Source organism: Dysgonomonas sp. Marseille-P4361 (assembly GCF_900343125.1).
In the GTDB taxonomy this organism is placed as follows: domain Bacteria; phylum Bacteroidota; class Bacteroidia; order Bacteroidales; family Dysgonomonadaceae; genus Dysgonomonas.
In genome coordinates, this window is record NZ_OPYL01000003.1 from 1 (window position 1) to 21298 (window position 21298).

General features: G+C 36.0%; 20 protein-coding genes, 1 pseudogene and 1 riboswitch. Of the genes and pseudogenes, 16 read left to right on the plus strand and 5 right to left on the minus strand.

The genetic code is table 11. From position 1 onward, the window contains the following. Positions 1-406 precede the first annotated feature (406 nt). Together DHU68_RS06360 and DHU68_RS06365 are read left to right on the plus strand one after the other, a co-directional pair. Entirely contained in the window at positions 407-706 is a 300-nt protein-coding gene (locus DHU68_RS06360) for a hypothetical protein (RefSeq protein ID WP_108822153.1), read from the plus strand. A 77-nt stretch (positions 707-783) separates the two neighbouring features. Beyond that, the gene (locus DHU68_RS06365; RefSeq protein ID WP_108822154.1) at positions 784-1422 is read left to right on the plus strand and encodes a hypothetical protein; all 639 of its coding nucleotides are present in this window, start codon (positions 784-786) and stop codon (positions 1420-1422) included. A 496-nt stretch (positions 1423-1918) separates the two neighbouring features. Here the strand turns inward: DHU68_RS06365 and DHU68_RS06370 are convergent, their stop codons facing one another. Both DHU68_RS06370 and DHU68_RS06375 read right to left on the minus strand, forming a co-directional pair. Beyond that, positions 1919-3172, minus strand: a complete 1254-nt coding sequence (locus tag DHU68_RS06370) for a type II toxin-antitoxin system HipA family toxin (protein ID WP_108822155.1) — start codon at positions 3170-3172, stop codon at positions 1919-1921. Between the two features lie 3 nt (positions 3173-3175). After that, complete coding sequence (locus tag DHU68_RS06375; RefSeq protein ID WP_108822156.1) at positions 3176-3466, minus strand: helix-turn-helix domain-containing protein; 291 nt, start codon at positions 3464-3466, stop codon at positions 3176-3178. Between the two features lie 858 nt (positions 3467-4324). Between DHU68_RS06375 and DHU68_RS06380 the strand changes: the two genes are divergently transcribed. From DHU68_RS06380 to DHU68_RS06405, 6 genes are all read left to right on the plus strand, one after another. After that, entirely contained in the window at positions 4325-4552 is a 228-nt protein-coding gene (locus DHU68_RS06380) for a hypothetical protein (protein WP_255412466.1), read from the plus strand. 10 nt (positions 4553-4562) lie between these two features. Further along, positions 4563-4961, plus strand: coding sequence for an RteC domain-containing protein (locus tag DHU68_RS06385; RefSeq protein WP_108822158.1), 399 nt, complete (start codon positions 4563-4565; stop codon positions 4959-4961). Between the two features lie 123 nt (positions 4962-5084). Further along, positions 5085-5444 carry a helix-turn-helix domain-containing protein gene (locus tag DHU68_RS06390; RefSeq protein ID WP_108822159.1) on the plus strand — a complete coding sequence of 120 codons (360 nt, stop codon included), beginning with the start codon at positions 5085-5087 and terminating at the stop codon, positions 5442-5444. Beyond that, the gene (locus DHU68_RS06395; RefSeq protein WP_108822160.1) at positions 5407-7449 is read left to right on the plus strand and encodes a bifunctional DNA primase/helicase; all 2043 of its coding nucleotides are present in this window, start codon (positions 5407-5409) and stop codon (positions 7447-7449) included. Before DHU68_RS06390 ends, DHU68_RS06395 begins: the two co-directional genes overlap by 38 nt. 13 nt (positions 7450-7462) lie before the next feature. Next, positions 7463-7774: a helix-turn-helix domain-containing protein gene (locus DHU68_RS06400; RefSeq protein ID WP_108822161.1), complete on the plus strand. Its 312-nt coding sequence runs from the start codon at positions 7463-7465 to the stop codon at positions 7772-7774. 167 nt (positions 7775-7941) lie between these two features. Then, positions 7942-8658 carry a type IV toxin-antitoxin system AbiEi family antitoxin domain-containing protein gene (locus DHU68_RS06405; protein WP_108822162.1) on the plus strand — a complete coding sequence of 239 codons (717 nt, stop codon included), beginning with the start codon at positions 7942-7944 and terminating at the stop codon, positions 8656-8658. 198 nt (positions 8659-8856) lie between these two features. On the opposite strand, the pseudogene DHU68_RS14370 reads toward DHU68_RS06405, so the two are convergent. The 3 genes and pseudogenes from DHU68_RS14370 to DHU68_RS06415 form a co-directional block, all read right to left on the minus strand. After that, positions 8857-9001 (minus strand): annotated as a pseudogene (locus DHU68_RS14370) (DNA-binding response regulator); the annotation flags it as partial. A 110-nt stretch (positions 9002-9111) separates the two neighbouring features. After that, positions 9112-9681 (minus strand): cob(I)yrinic acid a,c-diamide adenosyltransferase, encoded by a 570-nt coding sequence (locus DHU68_RS06410; protein WP_108822163.1) that lies wholly within the window; start codon positions 9679-9681, stop codon positions 9112-9114. Between the two features lie 6 nt (positions 9682-9687). After that, a complete protein-coding gene (locus DHU68_RS06415) occupies positions 9688-10989 on the minus strand; it encodes a cobyrinate a,c-diamide synthase (protein WP_108822164.1) in 1302 nt (433 codons plus the stop codon). Positions 10990-11104: 115 nt separating this feature from the next. Then, positions 11105-11303: riboswitch (cobalamin riboswitch) on the plus strand. A 162-nt stretch (positions 11304-11465) separates the two neighbouring features. Between DHU68_RS06415 and DHU68_RS06420 the strand changes: the two genes are divergently transcribed. The 8 genes from DHU68_RS06420 to cobU are packed head-to-tail and all read left to right on the plus strand — an operon-like array spanning position 11466 to position 21296. Then, positions 11466-12965 (plus strand): PepSY domain-containing protein, encoded by a 1500-nt coding sequence (locus tag DHU68_RS06420; protein ID WP_108822165.1) that lies wholly within the window; start codon positions 11466-11468, stop codon positions 12963-12965. Then, positions 12947-14356 carry a precorrin-3B C(17)-methyltransferase gene (cobJ, locus tag DHU68_RS06425; RefSeq protein WP_108822166.1) on the plus strand — a complete coding sequence of 470 codons (1410 nt, stop codon included), beginning with the start codon at positions 12947-12949 and terminating at the stop codon, positions 14354-14356. Before DHU68_RS06420 ends, cobJ begins: the two co-directional genes overlap by 19 nt. Position 14357: 1 nt before the next feature. Next, a complete protein-coding gene (locus tag DHU68_RS06430; RefSeq protein ID WP_108822167.1) occupies positions 14358-15848 on the plus strand; it encodes a cobyric acid synthase in 1491 nt (496 codons plus the stop codon). Beyond that, the gene (locus DHU68_RS06435) at positions 15841-16845 is read left to right on the plus strand and encodes a threonine-phosphate decarboxylase (RefSeq protein ID WP_108822168.1); all 1005 of its coding nucleotides are present in this window, start codon (positions 15841-15843) and stop codon (positions 16843-16845) included. Before DHU68_RS06430 ends, DHU68_RS06435 begins: the two co-directional genes overlap by 8 nt. After that, positions 16836-17786: an adenosylcobinamide-phosphate synthase CbiB gene (gene cbiB, locus DHU68_RS06440; protein WP_108822169.1), complete on the plus strand. Its 951-nt coding sequence runs from the start codon at positions 16836-16838 to the stop codon at positions 17784-17786. The genes DHU68_RS06435 and cbiB overlap by 10 nt, the downstream gene beginning before the upstream one ends. Beyond that, positions 17783-18967: a precorrin-6y C5,15-methyltransferase (decarboxylating) subunit CbiE gene (gene cbiE, locus DHU68_RS06445; protein ID WP_108822539.1), complete on the plus strand. Its 1185-nt coding sequence runs from the start codon at positions 17783-17785 to the stop codon at positions 18965-18967. The genes cbiB and cbiE overlap by 4 nt, the downstream gene beginning before the upstream one ends. Positions 18968-18969: 2 nt before the next feature. Then, positions 18970-20790, plus strand: coding sequence for a precorrin-4 C(11)-methyltransferase (gene cobM / locus DHU68_RS06450; RefSeq protein ID WP_108822170.1), 1821 nt, complete (start codon positions 18970-18972; stop codon positions 20788-20790). Beyond that, positions 20787-21296: a bifunctional adenosylcobinamide kinase/adenosylcobinamide-phosphate guanylyltransferase gene (cobU, locus tag DHU68_RS06455; protein ID WP_108822171.1), complete on the plus strand. Its 510-nt coding sequence runs from the start codon at positions 20787-20789 to the stop codon at positions 21294-21296. The genes cobM and cobU overlap by 4 nt, the downstream gene beginning before the upstream one ends. Positions 21297-21298 lie beyond the last annotated feature (2 nt).

Sequence of the window (21298 nt, forward strand, 5' to 3'; positions counted from 1 at the left end):
TATAACAAGACCCATAACGATGCGTTATCTACATAAAAAATCAATACAAAAATACACTACTTCAGAAATGAACGACAAGGGGTCAATTTGAATAGGAACTAGGGGACTAGTTTGATGGGAATTTGCAATCAATACGTATATTGTCGTAAATCTTTCGTGTTAGCGATTTCTCAACTTTGGCCTTTCAGCGTTTTTCGTCAAAATTCATACTAATATTTTGTTTAAATTCTATTCGGTCAATAATGAGACTTGCTACATATCTCTAACGATAATACCATCCTTAAAAACTTCGTAGCCCAATATCCAATCTTTTTCAAAAATGGCACATCTACATCCTAATGGGCACCATTTTTTTAACGACAGTAGCATAAGGCTACATTTTAAGATATTCAACTAAATACTTTGCTTGTGGACAGTTCTCTTCAATAATAATTGTTATCATAAACCTGAAGAAAAAGAAGAGGTAGAATCTGAGGAAGAGACTATGGCTATTGAATTACCTAATATTAAAGGTTTAAAGGTTTGTTTAGGTTATTCTTCTAAAGAATTTGCATTTTTAACAGAAGCAAGAGAAAGAGGTTCTAGAGGATTTAGGAGTATAAAAAAAATAACTCTTAAAATTCAAGATTTAAAAACAAACACTCATGATACGAGTAACGATTTACTCGAGAAAATATCTAATTCTCTTTTTTTAATATTGATTTAGCTTTTGAGGTGCCAATTAAACTTCAAAATCAATATAAAAGTTTTACAGAAAGAAGAAAGAAACAACAAAGGAAACGAATGTTTGTAGACAAGTCTGCAACTATAACTGAACCACAATATGAATACGCCTCTGCCCCTATATCATTATATTGGTATGCAAAAGAATCCATTAATATGCCTATTTTTCAATATCTAGCATTTTATCAAACATTAGAATTTTATTTTCCTATATACTCTAGCTATGAGGCAAAACAAAAGATTCAGAATATAATAAAAGATCCTAGATTCAACCCTAATAATGATGTAGATATTTCAAAAATTATTTCGACAATTAAAAATACGTCAGTTGGAAAATCGTTCGGTAGTGAACGTGATCAGATCAAAGCTACAATAAAAGTATGCATTGATAATTTAGAATTAATGTCTTTCTTTAGAGCAGAAGAAAACCGTTTCAATTTCTTCGCTGAAAATAAAGGAAAAAGCATTGCGAACCAGAAGATATCAGTAAAAAACACTTCTTCAGATCTCATATCAGAAGTAGCAGAACGTATATATGAGATTAGGTGTAGAATTGTACATTCAAAATCAAATGATGATAACTTTGAAGTTTTACTACCTTATTCAACCGAAGTACAAAAATTAAATTATGCCCTAAAGTTAATTGAATATATTTCGCGTAAAGTATTAATAACAAGTAGTCGCCCTTTAAATATATAGACTCTAAGTGTATATATACAATAAAAGGGGTGTAGAGATATCGTCTCTACACCCCTTTATGTAAATCTTATAACTACATGATTATCAACAACACCTTCATAGCAAAACAAAGCAAATATGATTGTTTTGTTCCAATTTAGTTCCGTTTGATTTTTCTCTATGGCATAAAAAAAGAAATAAGTCACTAATTATTAGTGACTTATTAACTCATTCTTAATTCTTGGCGGAGAGAGAGGTCGATGAACCAACACCTCCACCCTATTGTAGTTCAATATTTTATTTCTATTTTAAGGTCTATGGGGTACGATTAGGAGCGCTCAAAAAAGTGTTGCTCCTGACTTCTCTTAGTCTGCTGTTGTCGCCATAAAACTCAGGTTCAAATTTACAATATATTTTTCAATATGCAACTATACTGGAATACAATCTTTTAATGTTAGTGCAAGGTGCAAGATTATCTATATATAGAAACTTGCACCTTGCACTAAACCTAACAATATTACACCTTTATAAAATCAGCCTTGATGCTGTCAATCAGTTTTTCATCAAGATCCAGTTCCTTCGCATAAACCTCGAAATGAGTAACTGCATTAGCGACCTTGTTAATAAGTGTTTTATAATCCTGTATATCATTCTTTAATCCGATTGTTTCTAAATCTTCACGAGTAATATCCTCATCCTTGCCATTTACTGTTAATGAGTGCCTGTTGGAATATACCGGGGCAGTTAAGTCAACACTATACGTTAAATCATAGGCCGGTGACAGTCGCCAAGCCCCATCCCGATTCATGCAAAAGGAGAAATTCTTGGAATGGTCATCTACATTACGGGCTATTACATTAAATGCCATTCGCAGATATTGTTGCCTGCTATCTTCATAGGGAAGGTTAAGCCGTCGGATTACGGCGAAGATCTCTTCATAACTATTACTCAGCGGCGACATGGCAGCCAATGTTTGCGTATGGATCTTATCGTTTCCGTTGCGATCAAAACGCTGTGTAAGAAAATGCGTTACGCCTCCGTATGTTTTTAGTTTAGATGGCATCATTCTGATTCCGGCATCTAACGCCATTTGATAATAGACATATTCCAGTTTGGCAAAAGGATAAGCTGAATGATCATCATACTTGAGAATATAATATTGAAATCCTTCGGGTATTATTCCTTGCCCTGAAATAACATCTCCTGTAATTTCATTCAAGGCAACAATTGCTTTCGGGCGTTTTCCACCCGGCGATGAGCTTATCTTTACCAGATCCTGCCATAGAATAGAGTTTTCTTGATTTAGCACAGTGGCTTCTCGCTCATTCAATACCTGTTTAGCAAAATCATATAATCTTTGCACATCGACAGAAAAAGCAGAATGGCCACCCAGTTTTTGTGCCGGCTCATACTCCAATGCACCCATTGCCCGACTACCGATAAATGAGAGATGATCAACAGGTGTTGCTTTCTTTGTAGAAATATGATTATCCCGCAACCAAGCCTTAAAAAGAGAATTACCCCATTTGTCAGGTAAAGAATCAGCAATCATAGGCGGTAGCCCCTGATAGAGTTTATCTGTATCCCCCGTCCAAGGTATTTGTTTTCGGCTGCGTGGAGAATGTATGGACATAGTTAAGGGTGCGATATCCAATCCCTGCTCAAGAAATAAAGGCTCGTATTCAAAAACAGCTAATCGTGCCGCACTATCCCAAGAAAGATAACCCACATCCATTCCCCATAGTTTTACTTTTACCACATTGGTTTCCATAGGCTATTTTTTACTTCGTTTCTTAAATAATGCTCGTGGGCTTACGGGTAACTCAGGTAATAATTTTTCTATTTCATCCAAACTATCAATGGCCCGAAGTAATTTGATCAATGAAGCTAACGTTATTCCAGTAGAAGCTCCATTTTCAAAGGAACTAATCGTAAATATACTTAAACCGGATTTTTCGGCCACTTCTTTTTGAGTATATCCCATTCGCTTTCGGTAGTCACTATACCGTTTTCCTAACTCTCGGATGATTTCACTTCCGGGTTTCTCATATAGCTCACTATACATAACATCAATCTATTAAATACACAAATATAGATATAACTATAATAATATGCAATTAAAATAATAAATTATAGTTATATCAATATTATATTATACTGAATAAGCATTTTTAATTTGCAGTACAAATGCTGCCTTATAAAAACAAGTAGGTCTGGTAATCGGACGATCATCAGACCTTATTTTGTTGTGTGTTAAAAGTTTGCATATTATCTCTAGATGATAAATAAGGACGAACAGTTGAGCAAGCAATTGAAAAGGATTGGTGGTGATACGTGCAGCAAATAGGATATTATGTATCGGAATCTTTGTATATCAATAGTATTTGAATTATTTTTAAATTCCATTCTATCTCTATAGTTGAAAAATATTCGCATTCAATGTTTTTCTCAAACAAAATCGCTATTTTTATTGATTAAACATCATTTCTTGACAATTCCATCAAGTATAACCGATAAAAGGAAATAAATCGAATCAAAGCTGTTTTTAGCGGAACAAGACAAAACAAATAGCAGGCTAGCAGAACAACTGAAAAAGAATGAAACAATTGTTTCAAGATGATGATTCAATAAGTCGTAGCTACGACATACTTCGGAAGAGTGTTATCGTATCCTCGAACGGAGCCGTTTTCGAGCATTAATGGTTTCTTATTCTTTTGATTTTAAGCTGATATTTATCCATAGTGAGCAAGAGAGCTGTGCTAAGAAACACTTCGCCGCCATTTAAACTGGTATAAAATTAGAATTAGCAGATACATTTGATACATTGCAGGGGAAAATCACCTCTTAACTGAGGTTTATATACAGACATAAGAAAGACTTTGTATGTCTATTACATAACGTCTAACATTAAATAATTATGTCTATGAAAGATTTAAAAAACAAGAAGTTTTTCAGACTATTGTCTGAACCTTCGCAAGTGTCTATGCAAGAGCTTCAAGCTGCTTATGAAGCTTTTGTTGAACAAATTACAGAAATAAGCAGTATTGACTCAGATTACTCGAAAGTGTTTCGGCTATTGAATCACTCTCGCACAGAGATTAACTCAATTGCTGTATCCCCACTTTTCGAGTTGGGGGGGGGATATAGTTAAGACATTCTACATGCAGAAAGCTGTAGAATTCTTAAAATTTGAATTAGAATTGTTAAATCTAAAAATACAATTCCCCAATTCATTCTCAGTAACAGACAACATACCTTTTAAGCCAGAACTTTATATAACTCCCAAGTCAAAAGGATTGGGAGTTATTGGCATAGCCGAAATAATTATCAGCATTTTCCTGTCCAAAGAAATAAAAGACAGGAATGGAAAACCTGCTTCGCTCATACAACTAGCAAAGGCTTTTGAATATGTTTTCAATTTCAACTTTGGAAGTATATATGACAAACAGGCAGAAATATATAATCGTAAAGCCTGCAATCTAACAAAGGCTTTAGATTTTCTTAGGAACACACTTGAGCAAATCCGAAAAAGTGCCCTTCAAGATAAAAATAGAAAATAATGCTTTTTCAATCATCTGTTTACTAGCAATATACAATTGAATCATCAGGGAGTAGTTAACTACTCCCTCTGTTTTTGCAAGCTCTTTTCATAGACCTTTGTAGCGTATCAATAAGTTACAAATATGGAAGTCATAACAATCGACAGTCAAGCATATAAAGAATTGGTTACAAAAATCAATGCGATAGCCAAGTTCGTTATAGACCATCTGAATGATGACACTTCCAAGCTTGACGACATGTGGGTGGATAGTTACGAAGTATGCACCTTTCTCAAAATCAGTGAACGTACTCTTCAACGCTTACGCAGCAAACGGTTGATTTCCTACTCAATTATTTCCGGAAAATCCTATTATACCATTGCAGAAATTAAAAGGATGCTCACAGAGAAGAAAATTCGCAGTAGCGATGAATGTATGAATGACCTTATTAAAAACCATCAACTCCATGCTCAACAAAGACGAACTATTAAAACGAACAAATAGTGGTCTGGGTGTATTTAAACACTACATACCAGTACAATGGAAAATCGGGCGTAATTTTCTGAATCCATTGTATGAAGACCGTAAGGCTTCGTGTAATGTGTATTTTGACCGTCGTAACAATATCTATCGCATAAAAGATTTCGGCAATGATAATTACAGCGGAGATTGCTTCTTTTTCGTTGGGCAGTTGAAAGGTTTGGATTGCAACAATGGTGCTGACTTCGTTGAAATACTGAAAACCATAAACAGGGATATGTCTTTAGGATTGGATAGTTCGGACTATGCAACTCATATTCCGCAGTCAGTTCCACAAAAGAATAATTCGACGATCCCGGAACTACCCAAAATCAAACCCTATAATATCACACAACAGAAGTTTACTCAAAAGGAACTAGATTTTTGGTTAAGGTCAGGTATCACTCCCGAAATACTGAAACTATACAGAGCCGTATCCCTAAAAGAGTTTAGAAGCGAAAATAAGGACGGAAAATCGTTCTCTTACACTTCATCGGAGAATGAGCCGCTATTTGGGTACATAGGTAAACGACATATAAAAATCTACCGACCATTTTCGGAAGTACGTTTCTTGTATGGCGGGAATATCGGAGATAGTTATTGTTTCGGACTGGAACAGTTACCTGCCAAAGGAGATACGTTGTTCATTACAGGCGGAGAAAAAGATGTGATGACACTTGCTACACATGGATTTCATGCTATATGTTTCAATAGCGAAACATCTACCATTCCGACAGGAATAATCTATAAACTTACTTTCCGATTTAAGCATATCGTGTTGTTGTACGACGCAGATAAAACAGGAATAGATGCAGCAATAAAGCATGAAAAAGCATTGGTGGAGTATGGAGTCAAACGACTTGTATTGCCACTTTCTGGACATAAAAAAGACAAAGATATAACCGACTATTTCAGCAAAGGAAATAGCCGTAAAGATTTCCGGCAACTATTTCTCGACTTTCTTGATAACCTATATAATGAAACAATGACCATGCTTAAATCCTGTGAAATTGATTTCAACAATCCTCCGGCAAAAGCTGAAGAAGTTATATCTGCCGGCGAAGTACCTCTGGGAACACAGGGAAACATCCTTTGCATTACGGGCGGGGAAGGTACGGGGAAAAGCAACTATGTTGCCGCCCTGATTGCAGGTTCAATCATAAAAGATAACCGCACTATTGATACGTTAGGTGTAAATGTCCGTGATAATTCAGATAATAAAGCGGTTTTGCTTTACGATACCGAACAATCCGAAGTACAGCTTTTCAAAAACGTTTCCAACCTTTTGAAACGAGCCAAACTGAACGAAAAACCGGAAGAACTGCGGGCTTTCTCCCTTACGGGAATGTCCCGAAAAGAACGATTGCAAGCCATAGTTCAGAGTATGGATAAATATCATTACGAATACGAAGGCATCCGCTTGGTTGTTATTGACGGCATTGCCGATTTAGTATCATCGGCCAATGATGAAGTAGAAAGCATCCGCATTATGGACGAACTATACCGTTTGGCGGGAATATACCGCACTTGTATTGTTTGTGTGCTTCATTATGTACCGAATGGATTGAAATTAAGAGGGCATCTCGGTTCGGAATTACAGCGTAAAGCGGCTGCTATACTAAGTATAGAACTTGATACAGAGCCGTCCATATCTGTTGTTAAGGCTCTCAAAGTAAGGGACGGAAGCCCTCTCGATGTTCCCTTAATGCAGTTCTCATGGGACAAGGAATTAGGAATGCACATTTACATAGGGGAAAAGACCAGGGAGGAAAAAGAAAAACGTAAAGAAAAGGAACTGGCGAATGTTGCCCGTGAGATTTTCAACATTCAAAAGCACCTGACCTATATCGACTTGTGCGACAGGATTCAGCAAATAATGGACGTAAAGGAACGTACAGCCAAAAGCTATATCAAGTATATGCGGGAAAAAGAAATAATCATAAAAGATCCGTCCAATCAGAATTACTTTATGATAGGGCATATCATCTAAAAACAGAATAGCCATGTATATAGATAAAGAAAACTTTGAAGCGTGGATGGAACGAATCATGGATCGCTTCGACAAACAGGATAAAACCCTAAATAAAATGAGTAAACACAGGAATATGTTAGATGGAGAGCTGTTGCTCGACAATCAGGATTTATGTATGCTGCTGAATGTCAGCAAACGGACTTTGCAACGCTACCGCAGTTCAGGCGAGTTACCATTTCAGACGCTTTATCAAAAGACTTTCTATAAAGAAAGCGATGTGCATAAGTTTATTAGAGAGAATTTCAATAAGAAAGAAAATGACGATAATCAGGAAAACCCGTGAGGGCTATTTTTAATTTGATATTTTTCATTATTATTATTTTTATGTTTGAACAAAGAAGCCCGTACCGTCGTGATGACAGGCACGGGTTTTGTTTCTCAAATTATCGACACTATTTTTGCGTTAGTGTCGATAATTTGATTATATTTGTGATATGAAAATTTAGAAAGATGCGTATAATAAACGATATAAATTCAATTAAGGAGCATTTTGCTGATCATGAAACGTTTAGCACGAATGATATTTTCCAATTTTACAAAATCAAAGAACCACAAATTCCACGAGCTACTGTAAATTGGAGAATTTATAATCTTGTTCACAGCGGTCAACTACAACGTGTTGGTCGGGGCATATATAAAATTGGCAAATCGACTACATTTAAGCCGATGTTATCTAATAAGACGAAGAAGGTTGCAAACCAAGTAAAGAAGAATTTTCCGTATATCAACTTCTGTGTATGGGAACTTTCCGTAGTAAATCAGTTTAGCCAACATCTCATAAACTATAACGTGCATTTTGTAGATGTGGAACGAGATGTAGTTGATTCAGTATATTATAATTTAAGAGAAACCAATTCAAAGGTAATGCACATTAAAAACCTCTATGACGGCTTGTCTGACTGGTCTGATTATATTATTGTCCGCTCTTTGGTTTCCCATGCTCCTTTACAGGAAATGCACAAAATACCGGTTGCCACTTTGGAGAAAATTCTTGTCGATTTATTTTCTGACAAAGAGTTTATATCATTTCAAGGCAGCGAAATATATACAATCTTTGAAAATGCCCTTGACGCATATACCGTTAATGAAAGCGCAATGCTTCGCTATGCGGACAGGAAGAAAAAGAAAGAGAAAATACAAAGTTTATTAAAAACTATAAATGCATAACCTTAGCATATCAAGAGAAGTAATATTGTTGATATATATATATATATACTTTTTATCCGACAAACATTCCTCTCATAGAAAGGGCTAATAAGTCAACACTTTTGAGGAGAATATAACCCAAAGCGTATAGAGGTGTGGAGGTTGGCAGTTTTATATAAAATCTATTTTAGAATAAGACATAGATTTATCTTCCTCTCATCATCTCCTTAAAAAAAAATCGTGATAAGAATTACCAATCACAATCTTATATTTCTTTAATAAACAAATCATTATTACCAAAAGAGTAAATCTGATGCTTATTTATAATGTAAGAGTAATTTACACGCAGGAACGTTTTTAAGGGAGTAGCTAAATAATTTTTCATATCCAAGTTTGCAATAACCTCTGCTGATGAACTCTCTTCTGCCTTGATTATTTTCTACAGTTTCATCATGACTCACTAATATATTAATTTCATTCACCTCTTCTTTTATATAGAAAGTGTTTCCACGTCTCTTCTTTATCTCCTGAGTCAAATAGATCATATCTGGCCATCGTGAACAACAAATCAGACAAACGATTGATAAACTTTAAAATAATCTCAGGGAGCGGATCTGATTTGTGTAAAGTCCATAGTCGGCGTTCACTTCGTCGTGCTATTGTCCGTACCAAATGTAGATGTGCTGAAATAACACTACCTCCAGGCAAAATAAAATATTCACTTTTCCCCATTTGCGCGGTCAATCGATCTATCCATCCTTCACAGAACTGGATAATATTATCGTCTACTTTATTGGGATTATCTTCTCTGATTGCATTGGGTGTGGCAACTTGCGACATGATCATCATCATTTGATATTGTATGTGATACAGTGGCTCATGCCAATCATGATTTGTAGGTAAAAAAGAACGAACTACACCTATCCCGCTATTCAGTTCGTCTAAACATCCATTTGCTTCGATACGAATATCGTCCTTATCGACCCGTTGCCCACCACGAATACCTGTTTTCCCTTTATCTCCGCCCTTTGTATATATTTTCATAGCTCCTTATTTGAATAAATCCAGTATGTTTTTATTTTCAGCCCAGTAAATGTGTGTATAGCCTGCAATAACATTCTTGTATCTCAGTAGTTTAGTATTAACTTCTGCATTTTTAGCATTCATCATTGACACTATACTCTTAGCTTCGCTTCTTATATCAGAATAATGAAATTCGTGTCCTTTGAATTTTATACCATTATAGCAAAATTGTCTATAGCCAAGTTTCAGCTTCATTTGTTCCATCGAAGCTATTTGCTTAAGAACGTTTACCATAGGATATTCAGTTCCGTCATCACTGATAATAGAAGATGATAAATACATCATTCCACCACATTCGGCAAGAATCTTACCTCCCGATTCAGCATATTGCTTTAGGCTGTTTATCATTCCTGTATTTTCACTAAGTTGTTTTACGTATAATTCAGGATATCCTCCAGGTAGGTAAATAAAGTCTGCATCAGGCGATTTATTGTCTCGTAACGGACTAAAGAAAGACACTAAGCCTAATTCTTTCAGACTCTCAATATTCTCGTGATAGACAAAATTAAAGGCTTCGTCTTTTGCTACTGCTATTTTTAGTAAATTGTCAGATATTATTTTGGTTGTTGTATACTGAGGGAGTGAAGCTTCAGTTTTTGTTATTTCCAGTAATCTGTCGATGTCGATATGTTGCTCTATAGTCGTAGCAACTTTGTTGGCAAAATCGTCAAAGTCATATTTTCCATCCAATGTTAATCCAAGATGACGTGAAGGAATTTCTATATCCGATTTTTTCGGTAAATACCCCAAAGGTTCAACATCAATATCTTCGCAAGCTTCTTTCAAAAAATTATAATGACTCTCCGAGCTGACAAAATTGAAAATGACTCCTACTAAATTGATGTTTTTACAATAGTTTTTGAATCCATAAATCAAAGGTGCAACAGAATATGCTACTGATTTAGCATTGACAACTAATACTACCGGAATTTTTAACATTTCCGCTATTTCAGCACTGCTACCCTTCATTTTATCATAGCCATCGAATAGACCCATTACTCCTTCTATGATGCCAACATCGGACTTCTGAATATATTTGTTATACAAACTTTCAACGTGTTGCTTCGATGATAAAAAAAGATCTAAATTTATTGAATTATTCCCTGATGCCATCGTATGAAACTTTGTATCAATATAATCCGGCCCACATTTAAACGGCTGTACATTCATTCCTCTGTTTTTCAAAGCCCTTAGTAAGCCTAAAGTTAGAGTCGTTTTCCCTGTACCTGATGATGGAGCTGCTATTATAAAATTGGAAATCGTTGGCATAGTATATATATTTTGAGAACAAATATATGAAAGATATTTAGTAGTGAATCTTTAAATGAAATTTTCGTACTTCAAATAATCTTATTAATTTTTGAGCTAATATTATTAATTAGTATTAACTTTGCGCCGCTTAGGTGATGTATATCAACATTCGTTGGATACATAAAAGGGAATTCGGTTAAAATCCGAGACAGTGCCCGCTACTGTAAGCTCAATAGATATCTGAAAACTACTATCGCCACTGTTCAATGAAGAATGGGAAGGCATTTCAGATAGAGCAAGTCAGGAAACCTGCCTAGTAATAATTAATACACTCCCGGGGTCAGGAAGTGATTTATTAACTTTTGTCTTTTTCATCTAATGAAATTTTATTTTAGGACATCGCTGCCTTGTGTAGCAGTCAGATTAACTGATGTATGCTTTATTGATTGTTGTTTAGAAACACCTTGTGAAGAACCACTCAATACTTTAAAGCTATGATAAGACGTTTATTTTATTCGCTCCATCGTTTTTTCGGATTTATTATTTGCTTGCTGTTATCTATGTGGTTTATTACAGGACTAGTGATTATTTATCATCCTTTTCCAAACGTAATTAATGAGCAAAAGTATGCAAATCTAGAAACTATTCATCTAAAAGATCAGTCGGTTAATATTATTGATAGTATATCAATAATTACTGCAAACGAGAAGATTAAAAAAATAACATTAGAGCAATTCCAAGGTCAAGCTAGATACAATATAAAAACAGATAAAAAACTATATCAGCTATCGCCTGATGTAACTAGCTCAAATGAGTGTGTTGATATACAGAGTATTCAAAATATAGCTAGCAAATGGAGTCAAGGCTCGATATCTAAAATAGACACTTTAATTGAAAGAGATATCTGGATTATGTATAACAGATATATGAAAGAGTTGCCTATCTATAAGGTACATTTTGATGATGATGAAAAACACCAACTCTATATATCATCTAGAACTGGAGAAGTACAGCAATTCACTTCTTTTTCTCAAAGGGCATGGGCTTATATGGGAGCTATACCTCATAAATTTTATATTCCAGCTCTTAGAAAAAACACTCGTGTATGGGCTGATACTGTAACTGTTCTATCTCTAATAAGCTTATTTGTGGGGCTAACCGGACTTTTTGTCGGAATAGATGCGTATGTACGGAGATATAGGAATAATAAAAGAATTCAATCTCCGTATAAAAGAAAAGCATATCGATGGCATCATGTACTAGGAATCATCTTTAGCTTTTTTATCATAACATGGTCAATAAGTGGTGCACTATCTTTAAGGAAAGTACCACAATGGATGGCAAAAACACATAACCCTATCCCTATGGGTATAAAAGGCAAAGCAATAAGTTTTGACAGATATATACTTGATCACAAGGATATACTAAAACAATATGATGAAGTAAAACAAATTGAATGGTCTTATTTCCAAGGCAGGCCTGTTTATAATGTTGTCATAGGGAATCAACAGATGTCATTTGATGCTTCAACCTCTGTAGTACAAGAATTAAATCTGACAGAAGCTGATATTAAAAAAGTCATTTATAACAATCATGGAGAAGTTGACTTCGTTATAGAGACCATTTCGGATTACGAAAATTATTATATGCCATGGACAAGAAGTTTAGCTCTGCCAGTCTATAAAGTGACCGTTGCAGATCCTGATAATAGTATTTATTACATCAATCCAAAGAATGGCGATTATAAATATATAAATGATAATCGTAAAGTGAGAAAATGGCTATTCTATGGCCTTCATTATTTCCATATCAAATGGTTAATTGATCGACCTGTACTTTGGACAATTGTAGTATGGACACTGGCTTTAGGATGTACATGTGTGTCATTGACCGGAGTTTGGCTTGGAATTCGATATTATAAGCGAAAACTTAGAAAAATAAAAAGATTAATTTGTTCTTCAAATAAAAACAGAAAATGTCAAAAGGTAAAATAATAGTAGCGGGCATAGGCCCTGGATCGGGTGATGATATAACCCCTGCTGTACTTAATGCAATAAAAATTGCTGATGTAATAGTTGGATATAAATATTATTTCCAATTTATAGAATCGGAAGTAAGGTCAGATGCTCAATGTGTTGATACTGGAATGAAAAAAGAGCGGGAACGAGCAGAGGAAGCTTTCAATTTTGCAGAAAAAGAGAAGACAGTTTGCGTTATCAGTTCGGGCGACTCGGGCATTTATGGTATGGCTCCTTTGATCTACGAAATGAAAAAAGAAAGGGGCAGTGATATTGAAGTTGAGGTGCTTCCGGGTATCAGTGCTTTCCAGAAAGCAGCCGCATTGTTGGGAGCTCCTATCGGACACGATTTTTGTATTATTTCTCTTTCCGATTTAATGACTCCTTGGGATAAAATTGAGAAGCGAATTATTGCTGCGGCATCCGCCGATTTCGTGACAGCTATTTATAATCCCAAAAGCAACGGACGCTATTGGCAATTATATCGTTTGATTGAATTGTTTTTAGAAGAACGTTCTCCAGATACTCCCGTGGGTTATATTCGTCAGGCAGGGCGTGAGGAGCAAAAAATAAAAGTGACCACATTGGCCGAATTCAATCCCGAAGAAATAGATATGTTTACTATTGTTCTGATTGGTAACTCTCAATCTTATATCTACGATGATATGCACATTGTAACTCCTCGCGGATATTATCGTGAAATACGGGATGAGGAGATCAAGATCGGTCAGGATATAATGATCCGAAGTTTCAGAACAATAGAAAATGAATTGAAAAACAAATATATTCCTCTCGATAAAAAATGGGCGTTGTTGCATGCCATACATACAACAGCCGATTTTGATATGGAAGATATTCTATATACGGATGATAAGGCTGTTGAAAATATTTATAAAGAGTTTACTAAAGGGAGAGTAAGAACAATAATTACGGATGTAACAATGGCTGCTTCTGGTATTCGTAAAGGAGCATTAGAGCGCTTGGGTATTGAGGTTAAGTGTTATTTACACGACGAACGTGTTACTGACTTGGCAAAGACTAAAGACATCACTCGTACTCAGGCAGGAATTCGCCTTGCTGTAGAAGAATCCCCCAATGCTTTATACGTTTTCGGCAATGCACCAACGGCATTGATCGAATTATGTGGATTGATCCGCAAAGGAAAAGCACAACCAATAGGTATTGTTGCAGCACCTGTCGGATTTGTCAATGTAAGAGAATCAAAACATATGACCAAGCCATTCAAAAGTATTCCGAAATTAATAGTAGAGGGAAGAAAAGGAGGAAGTAATCTGGCTGCAACGTTGGTAAATTCTATTCTGACATATGATGATGCTATGCAATTAAAACCAGGTAGAGATCTTTAAAATGACAAAAAGGAAATTAAAACCTATTATGTTTGCCGGTACGGGAAGCGATGTCGGAAAAAGTGTCATTGCTGCTGCATTTTGTCGCATATTCTTACAAGATGGCTATACTCCAGCACCTTTCAAAGCACAAAATATGTCGCTCAACTCCTATGCTACTCCCGAAGGTTTTGAAATAGGGAGGGCGCAAGCCGTTCAAGCGGAAGCTGCAGGAATTGCATGTCATACCGATATGAACCCTTTGTTATTAAAACCATCGGGCGAAAAGATTTGTCAGGTAGTGCTGAATGGGAAGCCGTCAGGAAATCAGAGTGCTTATGAGTATTTTCGTAAAGAAGGTAGAGATGAACTACGAAAAGCTGTGAATGATGCTTTCGACAGATTAGATAAACAATATAACCCCATTATTTTAGAAGGAGCTGGCAGTATCTCAGAAATTAATTTACGGGATGTTGACTTAGTTAATATTCCGATGGCTATACATGCGAATGCCAATGTGATTCTTGTGGCTGATATAGATCGTGGAGGTGTCTTTGCATCTGTCTATGGTTCAATAATGCTTCTTCCTCCCGAAGAAAGGAAATACATAAAAGGCATTTTAATTAACAAATTCAGAGGTGATATACGATTATTCGAATCGGGTATAAAAATATTAGAAGACCTATGCCATATCCCGGTGATTGGCGTTGTTCCATACTATAAGGACATTCATATCGAAGAAGAAGATTCGGTTGCTCTGCAATCTAAAAACATACAAGCCTCTCAAGGCAAAGTAAATATTGCAGTTGTATTACTTCGACATATGTCCAATTTTACGGACTTCAATATTCTCGAACGTGATCCTCGAGTTCATCTTTATTATACGAACAATATAGAAGAAATTGAGCGAGCTGATATTGTACTTATACCGGGAAGTAAAAGTACGATCTCTGATTTATATGAATTACGACGCAATGGAGTAGCGCAGAGCATTATCAAGGCTCACAAAGAAGGAGCTACCGTAGTTGGTATATGTGGTGGTTATCAGATAATGGGAGAAGAAGTTTGCGACCCGATGCAGATTGAAGGGGATATTGAACGACTGCCAGGCTTAGGTTTATTGCCAACAACAACCAACATCGAGGGAGAAAAAAGAACCTGCCAAGTACAATTTTCATTTCTCAAATCAGATATTGTATGTACAGGATATGAAATTCATATGGGAGTGACTGTACCCGTAAAAGGAGCAAAAGATTCTCCAGTTAATCTTCTGGAAGATGGCAGGCTAGATGGATACTTTGCAAACAATAAATGTTTTGGGACATACATTCATGGGGTATTGGATAATCAAACTGTGATAGATTATTTGTTGGCTCCTTATTCGGATAAACTTCAGAATAAATCATTTGATTATAAAGCTTTCAAAGAAGAACAGTATGATACGCTTGCTGATCATGTTAGAAAGCATGTAGATATGGATTTGATATACAAGATAATGAGCAGCAATGATTAACGGACACGGAGACGATATTTATAAATATAAGGATCAGATTGCGATCAATTTCAGTTCGAATATCTATGCAAAACAGGATATGTTAGCCCTGCATACTTTTCTGTGTTTACAACTCCGCAAAGTACACTCTTATCCCGAGCCAGACGCATCTTCTCTGAATGCTTTACTTGCAGAGAAACATCAGATAAAAGTTGAAAATATTCAGGTTACGAACGGTGCGACCGAAGCAATCTATTTATTGGCTCAAACTTATCAAAATAGCCGTTCCGCTATTATCATTCCGACATTTAGCGAATACGAAGATGCTTGCAGAATCAATAGACATCAGCTAAGATATTACAAAGACCTGAATCAAATTGAAGATAATATAGACATCGTTTGGCTTTGCAATCCCAATAATCCAGATGGTAGAATCTATGATGTCGATTATTTGATACAAGTGATCGAAGACCATCCTAATATTTTATTTGTGATTGACCAATCCTATGCTTCTTTTTCGAATTTGCCAGTATTAAGTGTTCAAAAAACAATCGCTTATAAAAATGTAATTCTACTACACTCAATGACAAAGCAGTATGCAATTCCAGGCTTGCGTTTGGGATACATTACGGCTCATAGTTCAGTTATTGAAAAAGTAAACATATACCGTATGCCTTGGTCGGTAAACACTTTGGCCATCGAGGGCGGAAAATATCTGATTGATAATGATTCGGAACAGATCAATATTGAAGAATATTTATCTGAATCGAAAAGATTGCAGTGTAAGTTAGCGAATATCCAAGGTTTAGAAGTAGTGCCTAGTCCGACACACTATTTCTTATGCAGACTTAAAGACAAAAAGGCTTCTGATTTGAAGCAATGGTTGATTGAAAAATACGGTATATTAATTCGTGATGCTTCTAATTTCAGAGGACTCAATGAGCATTATTTCCGTATTGCTACACAATCGCCAGACGAGAATGAACAACTAATTAAAGCCCTCAAAGGATGGATATAACTGTATTATACGTACTTGTTCCATTGATTTTGGGCTGGGTTGCCGATCTGATTTTGGGTGATCCGGCATCTTTACCTCATCCGATCGTTGGTTTTGGAAAAATAATATCATGGGGTGAAAAGATATTAAACAAAGGTAAATATAGGTTACTGAAAGGAGCATTGTTTGCTGTAATACTCATTATTTGCAGCTTTTCAATTATCTATTTTCTATTACAATGGACATCCTGGATTCATCCTTACATAACGATTGTCTTATCTGCAATTATTGTATTCTATTGTTTAGCCGGCAAAACTTTAATAAACGAGGTGCGACAGGTTTTTGTAGCTTTAGATTCTTCGGTAGAGGAAGGAAGAGAACAGGTTGGGCGTATAGTTGGGCGTAATACAACTGAATTATCTCCACAACAGATTCGTACAGCCGCACTCGAAACTCTTTCAGAGAATTTGAGCGATGGAGTCATTGCTCCATTGTTTTGGTTTATGATATTGGGCGCTCCTGGAATGTTTGCCTATAAAATGATTAATACACTTGATTCGATGATCGGCTACAGGAGCGAACGATACAAATATTTTGGTTGTTGGGCTGCTCGGATTGATGATGTGGCAAATTATATTCCGGCGCGATTAACGGCCTTTTTAATGATCTTAGTCAGTGGTCAGATCCATCTTTTAACCTTTGTGAAAAAATATGCGACTCAACATTTAAGCCCCAATTCGGGCTATCCCGAAGCAGCATTAGCCGGAATACTGAATTGTCGATTTGGCGGTACTCATACTTATTTGGATAAAATCGTAGTGAAGCCATATATTGGAGAGCAAGACAAGATACTTGACTCAAGCGATATGGAAACTGCTATTATGATAAATAAAAGAACCGAATTACTTATGTTTTTGGTTGTGGTATGTTATTGTTTAACCTTAAATATAATTATCAAATGAAGTTTTATGTAATAGGGATAGATGATAATAAGGAACAATATTTTACAGAAAAGATTAATGAAGTTATATCGACACATCATATTTTTTCGGGAGGGGCACGCCATCATGAAATTGTAAAAGATCTGCTTCCTGAAGATTATAGATGGATTGAAATAAAAGTACCGCTTGATGAGGTTTTCGTATTATACAAAGAGTATGATGAGGTAGTTGTATTTGCATCGGGCGATCCTTTATTTTTTGGATTTGCAAATACTATACAACGCAAAATGCCGAAAGCTGAATTAATAGTTTATCCGTATTTCAATTCCCTGCAACTACTTGCTCATCGTTTAGTATTACCCTATCAGGACATGCACATCGTATCGCTTACGGGACGTCCTTGGCATAAATTCGACGAAGCTCTTATTCTAGGTTATAACATGATTGGTGTATTGACTGACAATAAACTACATATACCATCTTTGATAGCACAACGCATGCTCGATTATGGTTATGATAATTATACGATGTCGGTAGGAGAACTGCTGGGGAATAATGAAGAGGAAAAGGTGTCAACCTTAAAGCTTGCTGATGTTGTAAATCGAGAGTTTGCTTTCCCTAATAATATTATTCTATGTAAGACTTACAGTCGAAAACGTCCTTTTGGCATTCCGGAATCTGAGTTCAATTTACTGAATGGCAGAGCAAAGATGATCACCAAGATGCCCATAAGATTGCTATCATTGAGCATGCTCGATCTTAGAGAGAAGCATACACTGTGGGATATTGGATTTTGCACCGGCTCGGTATCAATCGAAGCGAAATTACAATTTCCGCATCTCAATATTATTGCTTTCGAGATAAGGGAAGAAGGTAAAGAGCTGATAGAAATAAATTCTCGAAAAATCGGAACACCAGGAATAGATTTTCATATAGGAGACTTCACTACTGCAGATATTTCATCTTATCCTCAACCAGATGCCATTTTTATTGGCGGTCATGGAGGAAAGATGAAAGAGATAATAAAGAAAGTTGAGGATATTTTGTTACCCAATGGAATAATTGTTTTCAATTCCGTCTCGGATGAAAGTTTTGAGCTTTTCCATTCATCTATTGAGAAAAGCTGTATGACTTTGAATGAAATAACATCTATTAAAATAAATGATCACAATACAATTAAGATAATGAAAGCCATAAAATAGATATGAAAGAAATAGCAATAATATTAACATCGGAGTTAGGTATTAACATAGCCAGTATTATTAAACGCGAGTTTGTTGGAACTGACATTTATTCCCGAATTGACAGTCCCGAGGTTATACGTATAACATCAATTAGAGAGTGCGTGAAGGATATTTTCAGTCAGTATCAATCCATTGTGTTTATTGGTGCTATGGGTATTTGTGTCCGTTCGATAGCATCCCTTATCAAAGATAAATATACTGATCCAGCTGTAATAAATATTGATACGACGGGGCAATATGTTATTTCGGTACTATCAGGGCATGTTGGTGGAGCAAATGAATTGACTGAAAAAATTGCACGTACAATTGGTGCAGAAGCTGTTATTACTACTCAGAGCGACAATACAAATTTGTGGGCATTGGATACATTAGGTCAAAAGTTTAATTGGCATACGGAGACAAATGCCGAGCTCTTTAATAAACCGCTCATTGCTTTCGTTAATTGTGTGCCAACGGCATTACTTTTAGATATAAAAGATCAAGGAACAGCTTATTTAGAAAGAACTAAGCCTGAACATGTGGATGTATTTTACAAATTCAAAGATATAGATCAGAGTAAATATGAATTACTGATTGCTGTAACACCTAATATCTATATTGAAAACAAGTTAGAAGCTATTTACTATCGTCCCAAAGTTTTACATTTAGGAATCGGATGCCGGAAAGACTGTAATCCGTCAGATATCAGCGATTATATAAAAACAGAGTTGAAAAAGAATAATATTGATTGGCATTCAATCAAGGATGTATCAACCATTGATCTCAAGAAAGATGAAGATTTGTTGATTGATATTCAGGCGAGTTTTGGAGATATTCCAGCCAATATCTATATAGCAGATGATCTGAAAAATATCGAGATACCTAACCCTTCTGAGAAAGTAGAATCAGTAACATCTGTCGGAGGTATTTCTGAGTCCTCGGCAATAAGAAGTGCAAATTATGGGAGTCTAATTATCGAAAAGCAAAAAGGCAAACTGAGTGAAGGTAATGATTTCACTTTTGCTGTAGCTATCAATCGAGATTATATCAGACAAGGGCATATCGAAATTGTTGGAGCCGGACCCGGCGATCCGGATCTTGTCTCAGTCAGAGGACGAAATTTCCTTGAAGCTGCCGATTTGATCTTATATGCAGGAAGTTTAGTGCCAATAGAGCTGACTTATTGCGCTAAACAAGGAGCTGTTGTGCGCAGTTCAGCCTCTATGAATTTGGAAGAGCAGTTCGAAATAATGAAAGAGTTCTATGATCAAGGCAAGTTAGTTGTACGTCTTCACACAGGCGATCCTTGTATCTATGGTGCTATACAAGAACAAATGTCCTTTTTCGATCAATACAATATGTCATATCATATAACTCCCGGTATCTCATCGTTTCAAGCAGCAGCAGCAGCATTACGCTCTCAATTTACGATACCCGAAAAAGTACAGACGATAATTCTTACACGGGGTGAAGGACGTACAGCAATGCCCGAAAAAGAAAAGTTACATCTTTTAGCTAGATCACAGAGTACGATGTGTATTTTTCTGAGTGCATCAATAGTTGATGATGTACAAAGGGATCTGTTGGAGCATTATCCTCCCGAAACACCTGTAGCTGCATGCTATAAGTTGACTTGGAAAGACGAGCGAATTTTTCGTGGAGAATTGAAAGATTTAGCCAAGATAGTTAAAGAGAATAAGCTAACTTTGACAACCATGATAGTGGTAGGAGATGCTATTGACAATCGTCACGGCTTATCGCGATTATATGCACATGAATTTAAACATCTGTTTCGTAAATGAATAAAATTATATTAATCACAGGAGGCCAACGTTCTGGGAAAAGCCGATTTGCCGAACAAATGGCTTTGTCATTGGATTCCAATCCTGTTTATTTGGCTACTTCCCGAGTATGGGATGAGGAACATCGGAAACGTATTGAGAAACATAAAGTCAACAGAGGATCAGAATGGATAAATATTGAAGAAGATAAACATATTAGCAAGTATAATCTTGAAGAGAAAATAATTCTTATTGATTGTATAACCCTTTGGGCTACGAATTTCTTTTTCGACCTTAATTCTAATGTCGAGGAAGCTCTATCTGAGTTAAAAAAGGAGTTTGACGCATTCACATCACAGAATTCACATTTCATTTTTGTCACGAATGAGATTGGTATGGGAGAAATGTCTCAGAACGAACTTCAACGTAAATTTGCCGATTTGCAAGGATGGTTTAACCAATACGTGGCATCTCGTGCCGATGAAGTATATCTGATGGTTTCGGGAATCGCAATGAAAATAAAATAACA